Origin of the sequence: Mesorhizobium sangaii (genome assembly GCF_014207355.1) — a bacterium.
In the GTDB taxonomy this organism is placed as follows: domain Bacteria; phylum Pseudomonadota; class Alphaproteobacteria; order Rhizobiales; family Rhizobiaceae; genus Mesorhizobium; species Mesorhizobium sangaii.
The window spans coordinates 1052788-1071335 of the sequence record NZ_JACHEF010000001.1; the positions used below are offsets into that span (position 1 = coordinate 1052788).

Genomic DNA, 18548 nt, shown 5'->3' on the forward strand with positions numbered 1-18548 from the left:
CGGCCTGACCCGTCACGTCTGGCCGGTCATGCCCAGGGAACGGTCGCCTTCCGAAAACCCCTGACCTTCCGCCCAATCTCCAGCCAGCGAGCGCAGCCCGGTGAGCGCGACATCCAGGACATCCGACGAGACCGGATTGCTGGGATAGGCAAGGTAGATCGGGCGCTGGAACACCGGCGCGTTGTCGATGCGGCGCATTTCGCCGCGCTCGATATGCGTGCTGACGGCACTGAGCGGCAGGTAGGCCGCCGCCTGCCGAGACAGCACATGCTGCAGACCGATGAAGACCAGTCCGGCCGAGATGGCCGGCTTGACCATGCCGGCAAAGGCGCGGTCGTGCTCGATGCGGAATTCCAGCCCCCAGTCCATGAGGATGTAGTTTTCGGTCCAGGACTTCGTCTGCGCGGCATGCTGAACGAGCACGACCTGGTCTACCGCCAGCGTTTCGTAGACGATGCCTGGATGCGGGCGCGGCAGATAGAGGATGCAGATGTCGAGCAGGCCTTCCGCCAGCTGGTCGATCGCCAGATCCGGAAAACTGCCCTCCAGGCGCAGCGCCACGTTCGGCCGCCTGGCGCGCATCCACTCGACCCATGGCGAGGTGATGCGGTCCCACAGATAGGCGGGGGCGGTCAGCCGCAGCAGCGTCTCGTAGCCATCGGGAACGGCGATGTCCTGCCGCGATTGCTCCCAGGTGCGGGTGATGGAAGAGGCGTGCGGCAGGAACTGGCGGCCGGCCGGCGTCAGCGTCACGCCATCGCGGTCGCGCACGAAAAGCCGGCGCCCCAACTGCTCCTCCAGTCCCCGGATCCGTGCGCTGACGGTGGACTGGGCGAGATTGAGCCGGCTGGCCGCGACGGTGAAGCTGCCATGGGCGGCAACTTCGAGAAAGCTGCGCAGATTTTCAGTGTCCATGCCTTACCCTCGCATCGAAAATTTCGATGGCCCCTATCAAAAAATATCGCTTTGCGGCGGCAGTCAACAATGAACTAGATGGCGAACCCCAAGCCAAGCGAGGAATGCAGCCATGCCAAAGCATTTCAGGATGACCGACGCCGCTCGCCGGAATCTCACGGCAATCGAAAATTCCGCTGTCGATGAACTGCTCGCCGGCAGGATGGGCCGGCGCGATTTCCTGCGCCATGGCAGCGTGCTTGGCCTCTCCCTGCCATTCCTCGGCGGCCTCGTTGCCGCAGCCGGTCTCGGCACGCAGCAGGTCCGCGCCGAGGGCAAGCCGGGCGGCACGGTGCGCGCCGGCGTCGCCACGCCGGGCGGCGCCATCGATCCCGTCACCTATTATGACAGCGGCAGCTGCCAGCTGGTTTTCCAGACCGCCGAGTTTCTCTGCATCACCCAGGCGGACCTCACCTTGAAGCCGGTGCTGGCGGAAAGCTGGGCGCCGAACGATGATGGCAGCGTGTGGACCTTCAAGCTGCGCAAAGGCGTGAAATTCCACAATGGCGAAGACTTCAAGGCCGATGACGTCGTCGCGACCTTCGACCGTCTGGCCGACCCCAGCGGCGCCTCGAACGCGCTGTCCGTCTTCAAGGGCCTGCTGTCGAAGGGCGGCACGAGGAAGGTCGACGACCACACCGTCGCCTTCCATCTCGATGCGCCGAACGGCAGCTTTCCCTATTCGGTGTCGATCGACAATTACAACGCCGTCATCCTGCCGGCGAGCTACAAGGGCGACTACGAAAAGACCTTCGAAGGGACCGGACCGTTCCGGCTGGAGACCTACACGCCGAAGGTCGGCGCGACCTTCGTGCGCAACCCCGATTATTGGGGCGAGAAGGCGCTGCCGGACCGTCTCGAATTCAAGTTCTACGGCGACGTGCAGCCGCGCATCCTGGCGCTGCAGGCCGGCGAGGTCGACATCCTCGACGCCGTTCCGCTCGATGTCAGCCAGGTCGTGCTCAACAGCCCCGACATCACGGTGCTGCGTGTGGCATCGACCGCGCACCGCCAGTTGCACATGCGCTGCGACACCGGCCCCTTCACCGACAAGCGTGTGCGCCAGGCGCTGGCATTGTGTATCGACCGCTCCAAGCTGGTCGATGGCCTGTGCCGTGGCATGGCGGCGACCGGCAATGACAGCCCGTTCGCGCCGGCCTTCCCCGCGACCGACAAGACAGTGCCGCAACGCGTCCAGGATATCGCCAAGGCCAAGCAGTTGCTTGAAGCGGCCGGCGTTGCCAGCGGCTTCGACATCACGCTGACGACGCTGCGCTATTCCGACATTCCCGGCTACGCGCAGCTGTTCCAGAACTTCGCCAAGGAAATCGGCGCCCTCATCGCGCTCAACATCGAGGACCAGGACAAGTACTACGGCAAGGCTGTGTTCGGCCAGTCGGACTGGCTGGACAGCCCGCTCGGCATCACCGACTACGCGCATCGTAGCGTGCCCAACGTCTTCCTCAAAAGCCCGCTGGTTAGCGACGGCCCCTGGAATGCGGCGCATTTCAAGAACCCGGCCTATGACGGCATGGTCGCCAGCTATCTGAAGGCGCTCGATATCGGCGCACAGCGCAGTGCCGCCTCCGACATCCAGAAGCTGCTGCTCGACGAGACGCCGGTCATTTTCAGCTATTTCCCCGACTTGCTGGTGCCGGTGCGCAAGAATGTCAGCGGCTTGCCGCCGATCGCCGCCGGGCTGTTGCTCGATCGCGTATCCATAGGCTGATCATGAACGTGATGGCCAAGACCAAGAACCGGGAGAGTACCATTCGCAAGCGTCATCTGCGCGGCCGCGGGCCGCATTTTCCGCTGCTCGACAGCATCACCCAATATGATTTCGAACCGGGTTATGTCGCCTTCACCATGCCGACACAGAAGCGGCTGCGGGTGCAGGTTGGGTCGATGATTGTCGCCGACACCGTCAACGCGCTGGTGCTCTACGAGTCCGACCATCTGCCGGTCTATTATTTTCCGATGAGCGACGTGCGCGAAGAATTTCTCTTGCCGAGCACGACGACGACCGAGAGCCCGTTCAAGGGCGTGGCGACCCATTATTCGCTCAACACCGGCGTGACGCTGGTGGAGGACGCGGCCTGGCGCTATGCCGATCCGGTGAAAGGCTGCCCGCCGCTCGCCGACTATATGTCGTTCTACTGGAGCAAGATGGGCCACTGGTTCGAGGAGGACGAGGAGATCTTCGTTCACGCCCGCGATCCGTTCCGCCGCGTCGACTGCCTGCCTTCGTCGCGGCGCGTGCAGGTCATTCTCGATGGTGAGCAGGTCGCCGATTCACGCCGCGGCGTGTTCCTGTTCGAGACCGGCCATCCGGTGCGCCACTATCTGCCAATCTCCGATACGCGGCTCGATATGTTTGCGCCCAGCCGCTACATCTCGCGCTGCCCTTACAAGGGCATCTCCAACTACTATCACGTGACGACCAAGGCCAAACGCCACGAGAACCTGGTCTGGTACTATCCCGAGCCGGTGCACGAGGCGGAGCGCATCAAGGGGCTGGTCTGCTTCCACCACGAACTGGTCGACAAGATCCTGGTCGACGGCGTCGAAATCCCGAAGGAAGCGACAGCCGCGTCGGACGGCTATTTCTGAGCGATGCAGGGCGCTTGATCGGAGCACGGCTCAGCGCGTACCCTCTCCGAGGCAGGGAGGGCTATCGATGGATCTTTTCAAACTGGACGGCGATGTCGCGCTGGTCACCGGCGCCGGCAGCGGCATCGGCCAGGCAATAGCGATCGGACTGGCCGAGGCAGGCGCCGACGTCGCCTGTTTCGGCCATGCCTCGAAAGGCGGGCTGGACGAAACCGCCCACCGGATCACGGCACTCGGCCGCAAGGCGCTGGTGCTGACCGGCACGGTGACATCGCAGAGCGATCTCGCGACGGCGATCGATCGCCTCGAGAGTGAACTCGGTGCGCTGACCGTCGCCGTCAACAATGCCGGCATTGCCGGTTCCGAACCGGCCGAGACGCTGTCGCTGGAGACATGGCGGAAGGTACACGAGGTCAATGTCGCCGGCGTGTTCCTGTCCTGCCAGGCCGAAGCCCGCAAGATGCTGGCGCGGCGTAAGGGCTCGATCATCAACATCGCTTCGATGTCGGGCACCATCGTCAACCGGGGCCTGACGCAGGCGCACTACAACTCCTCGAAAGCCGCCGTCATCCACATGTCGAAGAGCCTCGCCATGGAGTGGGCCGACCGTGGGCTGCGGGTGAATGTCGTCAGCCCGGGTTACACGCTGACGCCGATGAACAAGCGGCCGGAGGTAGCTGAAGAGATCAAGATCTTCAAGCGCGACACACCGATGGGACGCATGGCGGCGCCGGAGGAAATGGTCGGACCGACCGTGTTCCTGGCCAGCCGCGCATCGAGCTTCGTCACCGGCCTCGACCTGATTGTCGATGGCGGCTACGTCTGCTGGTAGGTTCTGCCATCCGGCGGCCCGCCTTTGCCTGCGGCCTGAAATTTTGCAACCCACGGGCGTTAGTCGTTGCGCGACATGAACGTTGGTATATATAATTTCATCCTATGAAACGGTCCTGGCGAGATGGGGCTTGCCGGGCCGACAGCCGAGATTATGGGACCTTGATGGCTCGCACCTTGCAGGGCGCCGCAAGACTGGCGATTGATCCGCAGGTGATCGCTTCCATAGCGATCCGTCGGCAGCCATGACGCTGACCCTCAAGTCCCATTCGAACATCAGCAGAATTGAGCACCATCTTGCCCGCCTTGGCCAAAGCCAGGGCGACAATTCGGCGCCGACGGCCTTGCGCAACGACCAGCCTTTCCAACACAATCAAGAAAAGCCGCAAGAAGGGAACGAACGATAATTTTCACAGCTTGAAGGAGAACAAGCATGTCATTTCGCAGCCAGATCTCGAAATTGTCGATGGGTGCCGTCGCGCTCGCGACCCTAAGCCTGCTGACACCTTCCGCCCAAGCCGCAGCGCCTGAATCCAACGACCCGATCAAGATCGCGCTGTTCGACTGGACCAGCGTCAACCTGAACGCCAAGATCCTAGGCGGCATCCTGGAAAAGCTCGGCTATACCGTCGAATACCCGACCGCCGACTACCTCTCCAGCCTGACCACAGGCCTCACCAATGGTGACCTCGATGTCGGCCTTGAGTTCTGGGACACGACCGCCGGCGAAGCCATGAAAGCCTCCGACGCGACCGGCCAGACCGAACGGCTCGGCAAGCTCGGGCCTAAGGCCAAGGAAGAGTGGTGGTTTCCCGAATACATGAAGGAAAAGTGCCCGGGCTTGCCCAATTGGGAAGCGCTGAAGGACCCGAAATGCGCCGAAGCATTTTCGACGGCCGAGACCGCACCCAAGGGTCGCTATCTCGGCGGCCCGGTGACCTGGGAAGGCTTTGACGACGAGCGTGTCGAGGCGCTGAAACTGCCCTTCACCGTGATCCATGCCGGCACCGACGCGGCGATGTTCGCAGAGCTGGACTCGGCCTATCAGCGCAAGGCGCCGATCATGCTGTGGATCTATTCGCCGCATTGGGCGCCGGCCAAATACAAGGGCGAATGGGTGCAATTCCCCGAATACACCCCCAAATGCTACAATGACCCGAAATGGGGCGTGAATCCCGACGCCAAATATGATTGCGGCAAGCCGCATGGCGAGATCTGGAAGTACTCATGGTCCGGCATGAAGGACAAATGGCCGGTCGCCTACAAGGTGGCGAAGGCCTACACGATCGACACCGATGAGCTCAACAAGATGAGCGGCGAGATCGACCTCGGCGGCAAGACGCCGGAAGACGTCGCCGCCGCCTGGATCGCTGCCCATGAGGCAGACTGGAAAGCCTGGGCGCAGTGATCGTTCCGACTGGAAAAATGAGGCCCGGCTGCTGATCAGCCGGGTCTCGATTCCTGATGTTCCAGAAGGACGATTGGATGACGGATAGGACTGAACAGGCACCGACACAGCCGGGCAAGGATGCCCGTCCGATAAAGCTCGCCTGCCGCAATGTCTGGAAATTGTTCGGAGCGAACGCGGCCAATTTCATCCGCGAGCGCGATGGCAAGGCCAGCATGGCTGACGTCACTGCTGCCGGGCTGGTCGGGGCCGTGCGGGCAGTCGATCTCGAGATCCGCCAGGGCGAGATCTTCATCATCATGGGCCTTTCAGGCTCCGGCAAGTCGACACTGGTGCGCTGCATGTCGCGGCTGGTCGAGCCGACCCACGGCAAGGTCGAATTCGAGGGCAAAGATCTGCTGAAAATCTCGGATGCGGCACTGATTGAATTGCGGCGCCACCGGATGGGGATGGTGTTCCAGAATTTTGCGCTCTTGCCACATCTCAACGTGCTGGAAAACATCGCCTTCCCGCTCAGCATCCAGGGGCAGGACCGGGCGACACGCGAAGCGCGGGCGCGCGAGGTCATCGAACTTGTCGGCCTGCGCGGCCGCGAACACTTCTACCCGCGCGAGCTTTCCGGCGGCCAGCAGCAGCGCGTCGGCATCGCCCGCAGCCTGGCGACCAAACCGGAAATCTGGTTTCTCGACGAGCCGTTCTCGGCGCTCGATCCATTGATCCGCCGCGAGATGCAGGACGAGTTGATGCGGCTGCAGACCATGCTGCACAAGACCATCGTCTTCATCACCCATGATTTCGACGAAGCGATCCGGCTGGCCGACCGCATCGCCATCATGAAGGATGGCGAGGTCATCCAGATCGGCACGCCGGAGGAATTGGTGGTCAACCCGGCGACCGACTATGTCGCCGAATTCACCCGCGACGTCGACCGTGCCAAGGTGATCTCGGCGCGCAGCCTGATGCGTGCCTGCGACGGCGCCGAGCATGGCGGCACGGTTGCGCCGGATGTCAAGATCGCGAGCTTTTCGGCCAGCATCATCTCGGCCGGCAAGCCGTTCGCGGTGGTCAACGGCACCGGCAAGCCGATCGGCGAGGTGACGCCGCAAGCGGTGATCGACCTGCTGGCTGGCATCGATCGTTCGAGGGCCGGCGCATGACGGTGACGGCTGGTGCCAGCGAGGCAAGGGCGCGTCCGGTTCAGATCTGGCTGATCGTCTGGGCCTCGGCGCTTGCCGGCGTGCTTGTCGTGTTCCTGCTGCAGGACAGCTTGCCCTGGGCCGTCAATTATCCGGCCAGCGCGATCGTCCCGGTCGCCGACTGGGTCGGCGCGTTGATGGGCTGGATCAAGTCGAACCTGTCCTGGCTGACGCGCTCGATCACCGCGGTGCTGGGCGTGCCGCTCGACTTCGCGCTCAACCTGCTGGCCAAGAACTTCAAGATCGGTCACGGCGCCGACGCCTATGTCTTGCCGCGCCTGTCCTGGGTCGGCGTCTGCGCCGCCGCCTTCCTTGCCGGACATGCCGCCGGTGGTCGGAACCTCGGCATGCTGGTCGGAGGCTGTTTCCTCTACATCGCGCTGTTCGGTCAGTGGACCAGCGCCATGCTGACGCTGGCGCTGATCTCCATCGCCGTGCCGTTCTGCATCATCACCGGCCTGTTCGCGGGCATCTGGGCGTGGCGCAAGCCATGGGCGGAAAGGCTCATCGTCTCCCCTGCCCTTGACCTGATGCAGACGATCCCGACCTTCGCCTATCTCATCCCGATGCTGCTCCTGTTCGGCAACAGCCCGGTTTCGGCGATGATCGCGACCGCCATTTTCGCCACGCCGCCGATGGTGCGGGCGACGATGCTGGGCCTGTCGCGGGTGCCATCCGAAATCGACGATTTCAGCGAGATGGCCGGCTGCACGGCGCGTCAGAAACTGTGGCGGGTGCTTTTGCCCTCGGCGCGGCCGACGCTGATGGTCGGTGTCAACCAGGTGATCATGCTAGCGCTGAACATGGTGATCATCGCTTCGATGATCGGCGCCGGCGGTCTCGGCTACGACGTGCTTTTGGCGTTGCGCGCGCTGAAGGTCGGCGAGGCGATGGAAGCCGGTCTCGCCATCGTCGCGCTGGCGATCGCACTCGACCGGCTGAGCCAGGCGATCGCGCACAAGCAGGCAAAGGGCCATGTTCATCGTGAGAATAGCCCGAGCTTCTGGCGGCGCTACCCCAATCTGACCCTGGCGATCGCCATCCTTGTCGTGACCACGCTGCTTGGCCTGTTCGTGCCGGCCTTCGCGGCGGTGCCGAAAGCGATCACCTTCACCACCGCGCCGCTTTGGAAGGCAGCGGTGAGCTGGATCACCATCAACTTCTTCGACACGATCGAGGCCTTTCGCGTGGCATTGATCCTCAACGTGCTGAACCCGCTGCGCGCCTTCTGCGAAGGCTTTCCGTGGCTGGGCGCGGTGTTCCTGCTCGGCCTTGCCGGCTATCAGCTCTCCGGCCTGCGGCTCGCGGCGCTGGTCGCCGCGTTGACGGCCTTCTGCGCGGTCACCGGGCTGTGGGAAAAGACCATGGCGACGGTCTATCTCTGCGGCATCTCGGCCTTTATCGCATGCATGATCGGCATCCCCATTGGCCTGATGGCCTCACGCAGCGACCGCTTCGAAAAGATCGTCACGCCGATCATCGACACGCTGCAGGTGCTGCCGTCCTTCTGCTTCATCATCCCCGTGGTGATGCTGTTCCGGGTCGGCGACGTCACCGCGATGATCGCCACCGTCGCCTTCGCCGTGGTGCCGGCCATCCGCTACACCAATCACGGCATCAGGCAGGTGCCGCCGGCGCTAATCGAAGCTGCGAAGGTATCCGGCTGCACGCCGCGCCAGACCTTCTTTCGCGTGCAGCTGCCGCTGGCGCTGCCGGAAATCATGCTGGGCGTCAACCAGACGATCCTGATGGCGCTGGCGATGATCATCATCTGCGCCATGGTCGGCACCCGCGACCTTGGCCAGGAAGTGTTCATCGCGCTGTCCAAGGCCGATTCCGGCCGCGGCATCGTCGCCGGCCTCGCCATCGCCTTCATCGGCATCGTCGCCGACCGGCTGTTCAACGCCTGGACGGCGAAGGCGCGGGCAAGGCTGGGTTAGGGCGTGGTCGGTGCCGAATGTCTGAGCCAGGCGAACCGCCCTTTACCGTCCTCGTTTTCGACATGGCCAGAACCGGCGAGCCGGACGGCGAACTTCTCGTTCCGGGCTTCGGCACGCTGGAGGCGGCGACGGCCTACGCCATTGCTCGGGTTCGCGCCTCGGTGGAAGAACTGCGCAAGCCCGGCATCACGGCCGCCGAGCTGCGCCAACTCTGGCACCTCTATGGCGAAGACTGCTCGGTGTTGAACAATCCGGTGCGCGGCAGCGATCTTCTCGACGCGTTCATCGCAACGCCGGCGACGCCTGCCGAAAGCGACTGGCAGGCTCTCGCGCCAAAGCTGCGCCGCTTCCGCGCCACTCTGCTGATCTCCAACGACAATGACGAGTCGGTCTGGGCCGGAGGGTTTTTCCGCGAGCCGTACAGGCTGTCGGGGCAAGGCCTGCTCGACCGGTTCCGTGACGACGCCATCGCCGCCTTCAATCGCAAGGGCATCACGCCGGCGATGCCGACCAAAATCCTTGTCGCCAACCATTTCGAGCTTCCCGACCCGCCGCACCCACCGCCGGGCGATATCAGGCCGCTGCGATGCTGGAAGGTCGAGATCGAATTTGTCTGCCACGACGTGAAATTCGGGGCCAACGCCGACGGCATCTTCGCATGGCCCGAAGAGCCGGGCGGACCTGCCCTCGACGCCATGACGTTCCTGCTGATGGCCGACACGCTGGCAGTGCGCGGCGATGGCCCCGACTTTGCCAACCCCAGCGACGTGCTATCGGTCAAGGTGACGGAGACCGACGCTCCGCCCGATTATCCGCTCGATTGAAGCCGGCGCGTCTTGCTACTCCGCCGCGACGCCCTTCACCTCGAGATAGCTCTCCATCGAATCGTCCAGCGCCTGCAGCCAGGGCGTGTGGTGCAACGGCGCCATGGTGCCGGTCATCAGTGAGCGATAGGCGTGGTCGCGAAAGCTCATGATGTCTTCGCCCTTGTGGTGCTCCCACTCCATGAAGGTCTTGTTGACCGCCTCGACGTCGAAGCCGGGATAGTCGGTCTGGTCCATCAATTCCTTGGTGTAGTCGCCCTGGAACCAGATCATCTGCTCGGCGTCTTCCAGCGTTTCCTCGCGTGCCCGCCACTTGGCGCCATGCGCGGCCATCGCTTCGGCCGACGGCAATTTGATGCGGCCCATGATGACGTCGCGCGCGAACCAGGCCTGCGCGTCGAACATGTTGAAGGTGTAGAACTGATCCTGCATGCCGATGAAGGACAGCTTCGGGTTCTTCTCCCAGACGACGCCCTCATAGAGCCCGTCCGGCCACATGCGGTTGGCGGTCTTGAGCTTCAGTTCCTCGGTGAGGAAAGGGAAGGAATGGAGATAGCCGGTGCACAGGATGATGGCATCGACATCCTTGGTGCTGCCGTCCTTGAAATGGGCGGTCTTGCCGACGACCTTCTGCAGCAGCGGCACCTCTTTCCAGTTCTCCGGCCATTTGAAACCCATCGGCTTCGAGCGATAGCTGGAGGTGATCGATTTGGCGCCGTATTTGTAGCACTGCGAACCGATGTCCTCGGCCGAATAGGAGCGGCCGATGATCAGAATGTCCTTGCCCTTGAATTCCATCGCATCGCGGAAATCATGGCTGTGCAGGATGCGGCCGTTGAAGGTCGAAAACCCTTCGAAATAAGGCACGTTCGGCACCGAGAAGTGCCCGGAAGCGACGACGACGTTGTCGAACTCTTCCGAATAGGTGATGTCGTTGGTGCGGTCATGCGCGGTGACGGTGAATTTCTTCGTCGTCTCCGAGAAGGTCACCATGCGCACCGGGCTGTTGAAGCGCACCCATTTGCGCACGCCTGATTTTTCGACGCGGCCCTTGATGTAATCCCACAGCACGGCGCGCGGCGGATAGGAGCCGATCGGCCGGCCGAAATGCTCCTCGAAGGTGTAATCGGCGAATTCCAGGCATTCCTTCGGTCCGTTCGACCAGAGGTAGCGGTACATCGAGCCGTGCACGGGATCGCCATGCTCGTCGAGGCCGGTGCGCCAGGTGTAGTTCCACAGGCCGCCCCAGTCGGACTGCTTCTCGAAGCAGACGATCTCTGGAATGTCGGCGCCCTTGTCGGCGGCCGACTTGAAGGCCCTGAGCTGTGCCAGGCCGGACGGCCCGGCTCCGATGACGGCAACGCGACTTTTCATTGCAGGCCTCCCGATCTGATTTCGACTTATGTCTTGACGCAATTCCGGACGGAAAACCGTTTCGCGCTTTTCCTGGAATTGCTCTTACGAAACAAATTTCACTCACAGGACAGTAATTGGCCCTTTCGTGCTGTCAACAGTTCCTGTGCCGAAACAGCGTTTCGGTTGTGAGGATTTCGCGCAAAACCTCGCGCGACCAAACACGGGATCGGGTGCATGCGCCTTCAAGCGACTTGCCGTCGCGGTTGCGCTCATGTATCGGCACCTGACATGTTCACCTAGAGTGAAATAAATCCGCGGAGTCCGGGGGCGACATGACGAACAAGATTTCCGATCCGAAGCCCGGTGCCGGCCCTGCCGGCGCAAAGACCAAGCCGCTGCCCAAGGTTTCTTCGGACGGCAAGACCATCCGGGCGCCGCTGACGCAGAACCCGCACGCCATTCGCGACACCCGCGAAAAAGTGCTGGAGGTGGCGATCGGGCGCGAGGTGCGGGCATTCCGCAAGAAGCTCGGCATCACCGTCGCCGATCTGGCGGTCGCCACCGACATTTCCCTGGGCATGTTGTCGAAGATCGAGAACGGCATCACCTCGCCGTCGCTGACCACCTTGCAGGCGCTGTCGCGGGCGCTCGGCGTTCCGGTCACCGCCTTCTTCCGCCGCTTCGAGGAGGAGCGCAGCGCCGTCTTCGTCAAGGCCGGCGAAGGGCTCGACGTCGAGCGTCGCGGCACGCGCGCCGGCCACCAGTACAATCTGCTCGGACATATCGGCTCCAACACCAGCGGCGTCGTCGTCGAACCCTATTTGATCACCCTGACCGAGGATTCGGACGTGTTCCCGACCTTCCAGCATGAGGGCATGGAGTTTCTCTATATGCTCGAAGGCGAGGTCGTTTACCGGCACGGCAGCAACCTCTATCCGATGAAGCCCGGCGACAGCCTGTTCTTCGACGCAGACGCGCCGCACGGGCCCGAACAGCTGACACAGCTGCCGATGCGCTACCTCTCGATCATCTGCTATCCGCAGAACAGCGCTGGTTAGTCCGGCCCAAATCCCGGCGATGTCGGGCTGCCGTCGTCGAGCTTCGACAGCCACTCGACCAGCGTCGGGCGATAGCGCGTCAGGCCCTTGTAATTGGCGAGTTCGTCCGGCAGGTCGCGGATGACGCGGTGCAGCCGCCTTGCCCATTTCGGCTGCGTCACCAGTTCGTCCATCTTGATCAGGTAGCAGCGGATCGGAAAGACGATGCCGTTCGAGCGCGGCAGCCGCCAGAAGCTCTGCAACTCGACGCGCAGATGCACCTTGTCGCCGACATTCTGCGGCGTCACGGTAGTCCGGTCCGGGCCCCATTTGTGATAGTTTTCCGGGCTGGTATCGAGGCGCGGATTGATGGTCATCGTCCAGTTCAGGCGTCGCGCCGGCTTGCCTTGCTGGATGTTGGTGAGGAATTTCAGCGCGCGGGTGAAAATCCCCTTTTCATGCGCCAGCGGCACCGGCGCGTGCCACTCGAAGAAGTTCATGCCGATGTCGAAATCGAGCGACCAGTCGGCCTGGGTGGTGACCATGCCGGCATCCATCCACAGATTGCCGTCGCGCTGGTCGAGGATGCAGAAATCGCCCTGGCTCTGCCGGGTGATGTATTCCATCGGCCCGTAGGGCAGCGTCGAGGTGTCGCCGAACGTGAAGGTATCGTCGATGCCGAGCGGCCGGTTTATCCAGCGCCAGCGATCGCCGTCGCGGGTCAGCGTGAAATGCTCGGGATAGCCCAGCGCCTGCTGCTCCATCAGGAGCTCCAGCAGGTCCCAGCCGGCCAGCGTCATGTGCGGCAGCGACTGGCAGCGCAGCGGATCCTCGGCCAGCACCAACGCACGGTCCTGCATCTCGGCGACATAGTGCTCGTCGACGTCGATCAGGTTTTCCAGCACGCTGCCCTTGGGGCCGACGACATGCGGCTCGATGTTGACCGCATACATGTAGGCGTCTTCGTGGAACGGGAACGGGAAGCGCCGGATGTGCTCCGGGCTGTTCCTGAAGGTGAAATCGTCGCGGAACGTTTCCTTGCGAAAGGTGATTCCCAAGCTCGCCTCCTATCTTTCCAGCACCAGCGACCGGCCCTCGAAGCGCGACACGCACGGCATGATCTTGCAGCCCGAGCGGTGGTCTTCCTCGCCCAGCCAGTGGTCGTTGTGGATGAACTTGCCGTCATACGAGATGACATTGGTTTCGCACTGGCCGCAGACGCCGCCGCGGCAGAGATAGGGCGGATCGACGCCGGCCGCCTCGATCGCTTCGAGCAGGCTCTGCTGTTCGTCGACCCTGATCGTCTTGCCAGTCACGGCAAGCGTCACGTCGAACGGCAGCCCGGGCTGAGGTGCCGCGAAATGCTCGAAATGCACGGTCTCCGACGGCCAGCCCAGAGTGGCGGCGCGCTCACGCACCCAGTTGATCATGCCGCCAGGGCCGCAGACATAGAGATGCGTGCCGAGCGGCTGCGACGACAACAGCCGGTCGAGCTCGATGCGCTCGTCGAGGTCGTCGTGATAGAGCCTGACCCGGCGATCGTAGCGCTCGCGCAGCAGATCGGCGTAAGTGCCGAGCGAGGCGGTGCGGCAGGTGTAGTGCAGTTCGAAATTGCCGCCTTCCGCCGCCAGCTGCGCCGTCTGCGCCATGAACGGCGTGATGCCGATGCCGCCGGCCAGCATCAGGTGCTTCTTGGCGCGCAGGTCGAGCGAGAACAGATTGACAGGATAACTGACCACCATTTCATGGCCGGGCCTGACATTCCTGTGCATGAACAGCGAGCCACCGCGGCCGACATCGTCGCGGCGCACGCTGATCGTGTATTCGCGCGTGTCGAGCGGCGAGCCCATCAGCGAATAGGGATTGAGCCGGGTGCGCTCGCCGTCGCGCATCTCGACCACGACATGGGCGCCGCCGGAAAAGGTCGGCAACAGCTGGCCGTCGCGTCGTCGGAAATGGAAGCGGGTGACCAGGTCATTGACCGGGACGACATCGCTGACCACGACATCGAGTTTTGTCGTTCCGGTGCTCATCGAAAAATCTCCTCCGTTGGAGGAATCTCGCTGCGATCCTCGGCGTTGATGCAGACACCCTGGAACGCCGCGATGCGCCTGGAGTAGTGATCGCGCACCAGGAGCAGCAAGCCGCAATGCGCGCAGGTCGCAGGCTGCGTGGTCACGTTTTCGGTGATGCCCTTGCAGTGTACGCACTGCATGCGCCGCGCCAGTGAGCCGCGATGCTCGGTCTGGATCGAGGTGTGATCGATGCCAGCTTCAAGGGCGGCCTGCATCGCCTGGCCGATCAGGCCTTCGGTGCCGGAGAGATAGAGGCGTAGGCCCATATGCGCATTGGCCAGCGTCTGCCTGAGCCGCGGCTGCAGGCTGGCAAAGGACGGCGCCTGGTGAAACTGCGCCGGCTTCAGCGCTTCGAGTGCGGCAGCGTGTTTGCCGTCCGGGCCGGGAATGAAGACGATTTCGGCGCCGTCGAAAAACCCTGGCGGAGTCCGCTCGGCCATCTCCGCAACCGCCAGCGCGCCCTCCGCATCCGCAACGAAAAGATGGTGCTTGCCGGGCTGTGGAGACAGCGTTCCGTAAACCGGCCGGCTGATGATGCTTTTGGCTGCCATTTAAATCTTCGTGCCTCGAACCCCTCGCTGTTGATTATGCCTCAACCTTTCGCCGTGCGCTTAGTCTTCTTGGGATCGTCGAAGGGGAGCGGCTGCGCCGTCGCCTTGAACGAACCGCTTTTGTTGCGGATCTCGAGCTTGGTGTCCTTGACCGCGCAGTCGACGTCGAGCCGGGCGATGCCCATCGATTTCTTGACCAGCGGCGAATACATGGCGCAGGTCACCACGCCGACCTTTTTGCCGTCGCGATAGACCGGCGCGCCCTCGTCGGCCGGCTCCTTGCCGTCGAGCAGAACGCCATAAATCTTGAAACGCTCCTTGCCCTTGAGGCGGTAGTGCTCCTCGGCGCCACGGAAGCCAGTCTTGCCGGGGCTGACGGTGAAGTCGAGGCCGAGCTCCCACAGCGTGTCGCCAGGGCCTTCATTTTCGAACGGGTATTTCTGCGAATTGTCGTAGGGATAGAACAAGAGGTAGCTCTCGACGCGCAGCATGTCGAGCGTGGTGAAGCGGCACGGAATGATGCCGGCGCTCTTGCCCTCGTCGAGAATCCGATCCCAGATCGCGCCGGCATCCTGGCCACGGCAGAAGATCTCATAGCCGCGTTCGCCGGTGTAGCCGGTGCGTGAAATCATCACCGGAAAGCCGAACAGCTGCGTCTGCATGTGATGGAAATAGTTGAGATCGCGAATGCCAGGCACATGCTTGGCCAGATAGTCGACAGCGGTCGGGCCCTGCAGCGACAGGTCGTGCAGATTGTCGTCGAAGCGCAAGGAGACGTCACGCCCGACGGAAGCGCGCTGCAACTCCTCATGGCCGGTTCCGGAACCGTGCACGACCATCCAGGCGTTCGGCCCGGTGCGGTAGAGGATGCAGTCGTCGGTGAATTTTCCAGCCTCGTTCAGCATGCAGGCATAGGCCGACTTGCCGGGATAGATCTTCTCGACGTCGCGCGTGGTGGCCAGATCGATCAGATGCGAGGCGTGTGGCCCGGTGATGTGGACCTTCTTGAGGCCCGAAACATCCATCAGCCCGGCCTTGGTGCGGATGGCGACGTACTCTTCGTCGGCGTCCTTGTCGTAGGTCCAGGCAGTCCCCATGCCGCTCCAGTCTTCGAGCTTCGAACCAAGGGCGCGATGGCGATCCGCCAGGGTCGAAAATCTCCAGGATGCCGTCATCCGCTCGTCCTCCGTTTCGAAAAATCTTTTGCTGTTCCCTGCCCCCTGCGCAGCGGCGGGGGCGTTGGCCGAATATTGACCGCAAACATTCGAGCGCCGCAATACCCATAAGCAATTAATTTCATTGTCAGGCAAAATCCGTTGCGCGAAGCAAACAGTTAACCCAACGTAAAATCGGCTTGACAATCGCGGAAATCAGACGGAATTTATGAAAAAAATTTCACTCTGTTGAAAGAGGGCGGCGCGCGGTGGATTCGGAACCTCGCGTCGGAAAAGGGGAAAGCCGATGTCAGACATGCAGCAGCGCATTGAAGCGCTGTACCGTTCCGACGTGCGCGGATCCGCGCTCCTGATCGTCTGCCTGTGGGCGACGATCCTCTTCGTCCTCCTCATGACGTGGCCGTACATCCCCAACATGGGGATCAGGGTGGTCGTCGCCGCCGCGGCCGCCGCCGTGCTGATCTTCAACACCGCGGCAATCCTGGCGATGGTCAATCACTACAAGGAAGACAAGAACTTCATCTACGGGCTCGATATCAAGAACGCCGACGCGTTCCGCAACCGCAAGTCCTGAGGGGTAGAAGAGATGTCGCGCTACACGCCGCCGGAGCAAAACAAGGCCGGGCAGATTTTCGATATCGTCGTCGTCGTGGTCGCCATTTTCGTGGCGCTGTGGCTGCCGCTCAAGATGGGCCTCGCCGGTGCGGCGAAATCCATCGACGCGCTCGACGCCAAGACATGGGAAGCGCTTGGCCAGAACCCGACCATGGCCTCGATCTGGGAAAAGCTCGGCTACACGCCCGAGACCGCGCACGACATCATCCAGAACCGCTTCCACTATGTTATCGACTGGCCGACGCTGATCATCATGGCCGCGGTGCTGATCGGCTATTTCGTCTTCCTGTTCCGCGCCTCCGACCGCGAATATCGCGACGTCATCAACGAAAAGTTCGACGACAAGTAGTTTCCACGAACAATCGGGGGACACGATCATGTGGATGGCACTCTCTTACGCATGCTGGGGCATCTCGATCGTGCTTGCCCTGTGGATGCTCTACGACTGGTTCAAGGTCGACACGACCTTCTCCGAAGAGGTGCTGACCTCGTCGCGCGAAGGCGAATTGGAAGCCGTTTCCGAAAAACACCGGATCTGAGTGGGGATTGAACAATGACGATCACACTTGAACCGACAGTCCACGGGGACAGGGTTTCACTGCTGCGCGTGCTCGGCCCGGCCCATGTCTGGGCGCTCGGCGTCGGCATCGTGCTGGTCGGCGAATTCACCGGCTGGAATTTCGCCGCCGACAAGGGCGGAGCGCTTGCCGCGCTGATCGTCTGCTGGGTCGTCGGATTGCTCTACACCTCGGTCGCGATGATCGATTCCGAGGTGACGTCGACCGTCGCCGCCGCCGGCGGCCAGTATGCGCAGGCCAAGCACATTGTCGGGCCGCTGATGGCCTTCAATGTCGCGCTGTTCCTGGTCTTTGCCTACACCATGCTCGAAGTGTCCGACGCCATCCTGCTCGGCGACACCATCGTCGCCAAGGCGGGCGTCGAAGGGCTCACCCACAATTCCTTCATCGCCGCCACCATCGTCGTGCTGGCATGGCTGAACTATCGCGGCGTGCTGATGACGCTGAATGTCAACTTCGTCATCACCGCAATCGCCTATATCTCGATCGTCGTCCTGTTTTTCTCGGTCAGCCCGTGGACGCAGGGCGCCGTGCTGAAACTCAACGAACTGGTCACGCCCGACAATGCCCTGCCCTATGGCTGGATCGGCGTCATCGCCGCCTTCCAGTTCGGCATCTGGTACTATCTCGGCATCGAGGGCACCACGCAGGCGGCCGAGGAAGTGCGCTCGCCGGCCCGCTCGCTGCCCTATGGCACGATGGCCGGCATGATCACGCTTCTGATCGCCGCCGCCATGACCTGGTATGTCTGCGCCTCGATGATGCCCTGGGAATATCTAGGCATCACCTATTACCCGCTGTGGGACGCCGGCAAGCTGACCGGCAGCCCGTTGCTCGAGAACCTCTTGTTCATCGCCACGCTGCTTGCAGCACTTGCCTCCGCCAATGGCTGCATCAACGACGCGGCGCGCGCATGGTTCTCGCTCGGCCGCGACCGCTATCTGCCGACCTGGTTCTCGGCCGTGCATCCGAAATATCGCACGCCCTATCGCTCGATCCTGTTCCTGTTGCCGATCGCGCTTGCCTTCGCCTTCATCGCCGACCTCAACCAGGCGATCACCTTCTCGATCCTGTCGGGCGTGCTACAATACACGTTCATGAGCATCAACATCGTCATGTTCAGGAAGAAATGGCCGCTCGGCTCGATCCGCCGCGGCTATACGCATCCGTTCCATCCGCTGCCGGCGATCGTGCTGTTCTGCCTGTGCGTGGTGACCTTCTTCGCCATCTTCCTCGGCTTCGGCTCGCAGCTGATCGCCATGGTCGCCTTCTATTTCCTGATCTCGCTATGGTTCCATTTCTACCGCTACAAATTCGTGCGGCGCGGCGATCAGTTCACCATGCCGTGGCCGAAGCCGCAGGGTTATTGATGGGAGTAGGCCCGTCCGGATCCTGGAC

19 protein-coding genes are annotated in these 18548 nt (G+C 62.6%); 13 read left to right on the forward strand and 6 right to left on the reverse strand.

The features are described from left to right. Positions 1 to 12: 12 nt before the first annotated feature. A complete protein-coding gene (locus HNQ71_RS05295) occupies positions 13 to 915 on the reverse strand; it encodes a LysR family transcriptional regulator (protein ID WP_184871490.1) in 903 nt (300 codons plus the stop codon). A gap of 112 nt (positions 916 to 1027) precedes the next feature. On the opposite strand from HNQ71_RS05295, the gene HNQ71_RS05300 reads away from it, so the two are divergent. From HNQ71_RS05300 to HNQ71_RS05335, 8 genes are all read left to right on the forward strand, one after another. Beyond that, entirely contained in the window at positions 1028 to 2683 is a 1656-nt protein-coding gene (locus HNQ71_RS05300) for an ABC transporter substrate-binding protein (RefSeq protein WP_184871491.1), read from the forward strand. 11 nt (positions 2684 to 2694) lie between these two features. After that, a complete protein-coding gene (locus HNQ71_RS05305) occupies positions 2695 to 3564 on the forward strand; it encodes a DUF427 domain-containing protein (RefSeq protein ID WP_425492189.1) in 870 nt (289 codons plus the stop codon). Positions 3565 to 3631: 67 nt separating this feature from the next. Further along, positions 3632 to 4396, forward strand: a complete 765-nt coding sequence (locus HNQ71_RS05310; RefSeq protein WP_184871493.1) for an SDR family oxidoreductase — start codon at positions 3632 to 3634, stop codon at positions 4394 to 4396. Positions 4397 to 4640: 244 nt separating this feature from the next. Further along, on the forward strand, positions 4641 to 4802 hold the full coding sequence (locus tag HNQ71_RS05315; RefSeq protein ID WP_184871494.1) for a hypothetical protein: 162 nt from the start codon (positions 4641 to 4643) through the stop codon (positions 4800 to 4802). A 26-nt stretch (positions 4803 to 4828) separates the two neighbouring features. After that, positions 4829 to 5803, forward strand: coding sequence for an ABC transporter substrate-binding protein (locus HNQ71_RS05320; protein ID WP_184871495.1), 975 nt, complete (start codon positions 4829 to 4831; stop codon positions 5801 to 5803). A gap of 77 nt (positions 5804 to 5880) precedes the next feature. Beyond that, entirely contained in the window at positions 5881 to 6960 is a 1080-nt protein-coding gene (locus tag HNQ71_RS05325) for a quaternary amine ABC transporter ATP-binding protein (RefSeq protein WP_184871496.1), read from the forward strand. Next, positions 6957 to 8939, forward strand: coding sequence for an ABC transporter permease (locus tag HNQ71_RS05330; protein WP_184871497.1), 1983 nt, complete (start codon positions 6957 to 6959; stop codon positions 8937 to 8939). Before HNQ71_RS05325 ends, HNQ71_RS05330 begins: the two co-directional genes overlap by 4 nt. A 17-nt stretch (positions 8940 to 8956) precedes the next feature. After that, a complete protein-coding gene (locus tag HNQ71_RS05335; RefSeq protein WP_184871498.1) occupies positions 8957 to 9763 on the forward strand; it encodes a hypothetical protein in 807 nt (268 codons plus the stop codon). A gap of 15 nt (positions 9764 to 9778) precedes the next feature. Here HNQ71_RS05335 and HNQ71_RS05340 read toward each other — a convergent pair whose 3' ends face one another. Further along, positions 9779 to 11137: an NAD(P)-binding domain-containing protein gene (locus HNQ71_RS05340; protein WP_184871499.1), complete on the reverse strand. Its 1359-nt coding sequence runs from the start codon at positions 11135 to 11137 to the stop codon at positions 9779 to 9781. 314 nt (positions 11138 to 11451) lie between these two features. Between HNQ71_RS05340 and HNQ71_RS05345 the strand changes: the two genes are divergently transcribed. After that, the gene (locus HNQ71_RS05345; RefSeq protein WP_184871500.1) at positions 11452 to 12177 is read left to right on the forward strand and encodes a helix-turn-helix domain-containing protein; all 726 of its coding nucleotides are present in this window, start codon (positions 11452 to 11454) and stop codon (positions 12175 to 12177) included. On the opposite strand, the gene HNQ71_RS05350 is transcribed toward HNQ71_RS05345, so the two are convergent. The 4 genes from HNQ71_RS05350 to HNQ71_RS05365 are packed head-to-tail and all read right to left on the reverse strand — an operon-like array spanning position 12174 to position 15957. After that, positions 12174 to 13214 carry a heme-dependent oxidative N-demethylase family protein gene (locus HNQ71_RS05350; protein ID WP_184871501.1) on the reverse strand — a complete coding sequence of 347 codons (1041 nt, stop codon included), beginning with the start codon at positions 13212 to 13214 and terminating at the stop codon, positions 12174 to 12176. The genes HNQ71_RS05345 and HNQ71_RS05350 overlap by 4 nt on opposite strands. Before the next feature lie 9 nt (positions 13215 to 13223). Then, positions 13224 to 14189 carry a PDR/VanB family oxidoreductase gene (locus HNQ71_RS05355; protein WP_184871502.1) on the reverse strand — a complete coding sequence of 322 codons (966 nt, stop codon included), beginning with the start codon at positions 14187 to 14189 and terminating at the stop codon, positions 13224 to 13226. Further along, positions 14186 to 14782: a dimethylamine monooxygenase subunit DmmA family protein gene (locus HNQ71_RS05360; RefSeq protein ID WP_184871503.1), complete on the reverse strand. Its 597-nt coding sequence runs from the start codon at positions 14780 to 14782 to the stop codon at positions 14186 to 14188. The genes HNQ71_RS05355 and HNQ71_RS05360 overlap by 4 nt, the downstream gene beginning before the upstream one ends. Before the next feature lie 41 nt (positions 14783 to 14823). After that, positions 14824 to 15957: an aminomethyl transferase family protein gene (locus HNQ71_RS05365; protein WP_184871504.1), complete on the reverse strand. Its 1134-nt coding sequence runs from the start codon at positions 15955 to 15957 to the stop codon at positions 14824 to 14826. Positions 15958 to 16252: 295 nt separating this feature from the next. On the opposite strand from HNQ71_RS05365, the gene HNQ71_RS05370 reads away from it, so the two are divergent. Genes HNQ71_RS05370 through HNQ71_RS05385 form a run of 4 tightly spaced genes read left to right on the forward strand, consistent with a single transcriptional unit; the run spans position 16253 to position 18520 of the window. Continuing rightward, entirely contained in the window at positions 16253 to 16531 is a 279-nt protein-coding gene (locus HNQ71_RS05370; protein WP_246461200.1) for a hypothetical protein, read from the forward strand. A 12-nt stretch (positions 16532 to 16543) separates the two neighbouring features. Then, on the forward strand, positions 16544 to 16921 hold the full coding sequence (locus HNQ71_RS05375) for a hypothetical protein (RefSeq protein WP_184871506.1): 378 nt from the start codon (positions 16544 to 16546) through the stop codon (positions 16919 to 16921). Positions 16922 to 16949: 28 nt separating this feature from the next. Continuing rightward, positions 16950 to 17111: a hypothetical protein gene (locus tag HNQ71_RS05380; RefSeq protein ID WP_095088222.1), complete on the forward strand. Its 162-nt coding sequence runs from the start codon at positions 16950 to 16952 to the stop codon at positions 17109 to 17111. Between the two features lie 14 nt (positions 17112 to 17125). After that, positions 17126 to 18520 (forward strand): APC family permease, encoded by a 1395-nt coding sequence (locus HNQ71_RS05385; RefSeq protein WP_184871507.1) that lies wholly within the window; start codon positions 17126 to 17128, stop codon positions 18518 to 18520. Positions 18521 to 18548: the final 28 nt, after the last annotated feature.

What these genes read in the sequence shown, in the direction of transcription:
- HNQ71_RS05295 (WP_184871490.1), bottom strand. Translation starts at nt 915, where the DNA reads ATGGACACTGAAAATCTGCGCAGCTTTCTCGAAGTTGCCGCCCATGGC.
- HNQ71_RS05300 (WP_184871491.1), top strand. Translation starts at nt 1,028, where the DNA reads ATGCCAAAGCATTTCAGGATGACCGACGCCGCTCGCCGGAATCTCACG.
- HNQ71_RS05305 (WP_425492189.1), top strand. Translation starts at nt 2,695, where the DNA reads ATGGCCAAGACCAAGAACCGGGAGAGTACCATTCGCAAGCGTCATCTG.
- HNQ71_RS05310 (WP_184871493.1), top strand. Translation starts at nt 3,632, where the DNA reads ATGGATCTTTTCAAACTGGACGGCGATGTCGCGCTGGTCACCGGCGCC.
- HNQ71_RS05315 (WP_184871494.1), top strand. Translation starts at nt 4,641, where the DNA reads ATGACGCTGACCCTCAAGTCCCATTCGAACATCAGCAGAATTGAGCAC.
- HNQ71_RS05320 (WP_184871495.1), top strand. Translation starts at nt 4,829, where the DNA reads ATGTCATTTCGCAGCCAGATCTCGAAATTGTCGATGGGTGCCGTCGCG.
- HNQ71_RS05325 (WP_184871496.1), top strand. Translation starts at nt 5,881, where the DNA reads ATGACGGATAGGACTGAACAGGCACCGACACAGCCGGGCAAGGATGCC.
- HNQ71_RS05330 (WP_184871497.1), top strand. Translation starts at nt 6,957, where the DNA reads ATGACGGTGACGGCTGGTGCCAGCGAGGCAAGGGCGCGTCCGGTTCAG.
- HNQ71_RS05335 (WP_184871498.1), top strand. Translation starts at nt 8,957, where the DNA reads ATGTCTGAGCCAGGCGAACCGCCCTTTACCGTCCTCGTTTTCGACATG.
- HNQ71_RS05340 (WP_184871499.1), bottom strand. Translation starts at nt 11,137, where the DNA reads ATGAAAAGTCGCGTTGCCGTCATCGGAGCCGGGCCGTCCGGCCTGGCA.
- HNQ71_RS05345 (WP_184871500.1), top strand. Translation starts at nt 11,452, where the DNA reads ATGACGAACAAGATTTCCGATCCGAAGCCCGGTGCCGGCCCTGCCGGC.
- HNQ71_RS05355 (WP_184871502.1), bottom strand. Translation starts at nt 14,189, where the DNA reads ATGAGCACCGGAACGACAAAACTCGATGTCGTGGTCAGCGATGTCGTC.
- HNQ71_RS05360 (WP_184871503.1), bottom strand. Translation starts at nt 14,782, where the DNA reads ATGGCAGCCAAAAGCATCATCAGCCGGCCGGTTTACGGAACGCTGTCT.
- HNQ71_RS05365 (WP_184871504.1), bottom strand. Translation starts at nt 15,957, where the DNA reads ATGACGGCATCCTGGAGATTTTCGACCCTGGCGGATCGCCATCGCGCC.
- HNQ71_RS05370 (WP_246461200.1), top strand. Translation starts at nt 16,253, where the DNA reads ATGCAGCAGCGCATTGAAGCGCTGTACCGTTCCGACGTGCGCGGATCC.
- HNQ71_RS05375 (WP_184871506.1), top strand. Translation starts at nt 16,544, where the DNA reads ATGTCGCGCTACACGCCGCCGGAGCAAAACAAGGCCGGGCAGATTTTC.
- HNQ71_RS05380 (WP_095088222.1), top strand. Translation starts at nt 16,950, where the DNA reads ATGTGGATGGCACTCTCTTACGCATGCTGGGGCATCTCGATCGTGCTT.
- HNQ71_RS05385 (WP_184871507.1), top strand. Translation starts at nt 17,126, where the DNA reads ATGACGATCACACTTGAACCGACAGTCCACGGGGACAGGGTTTCACTG.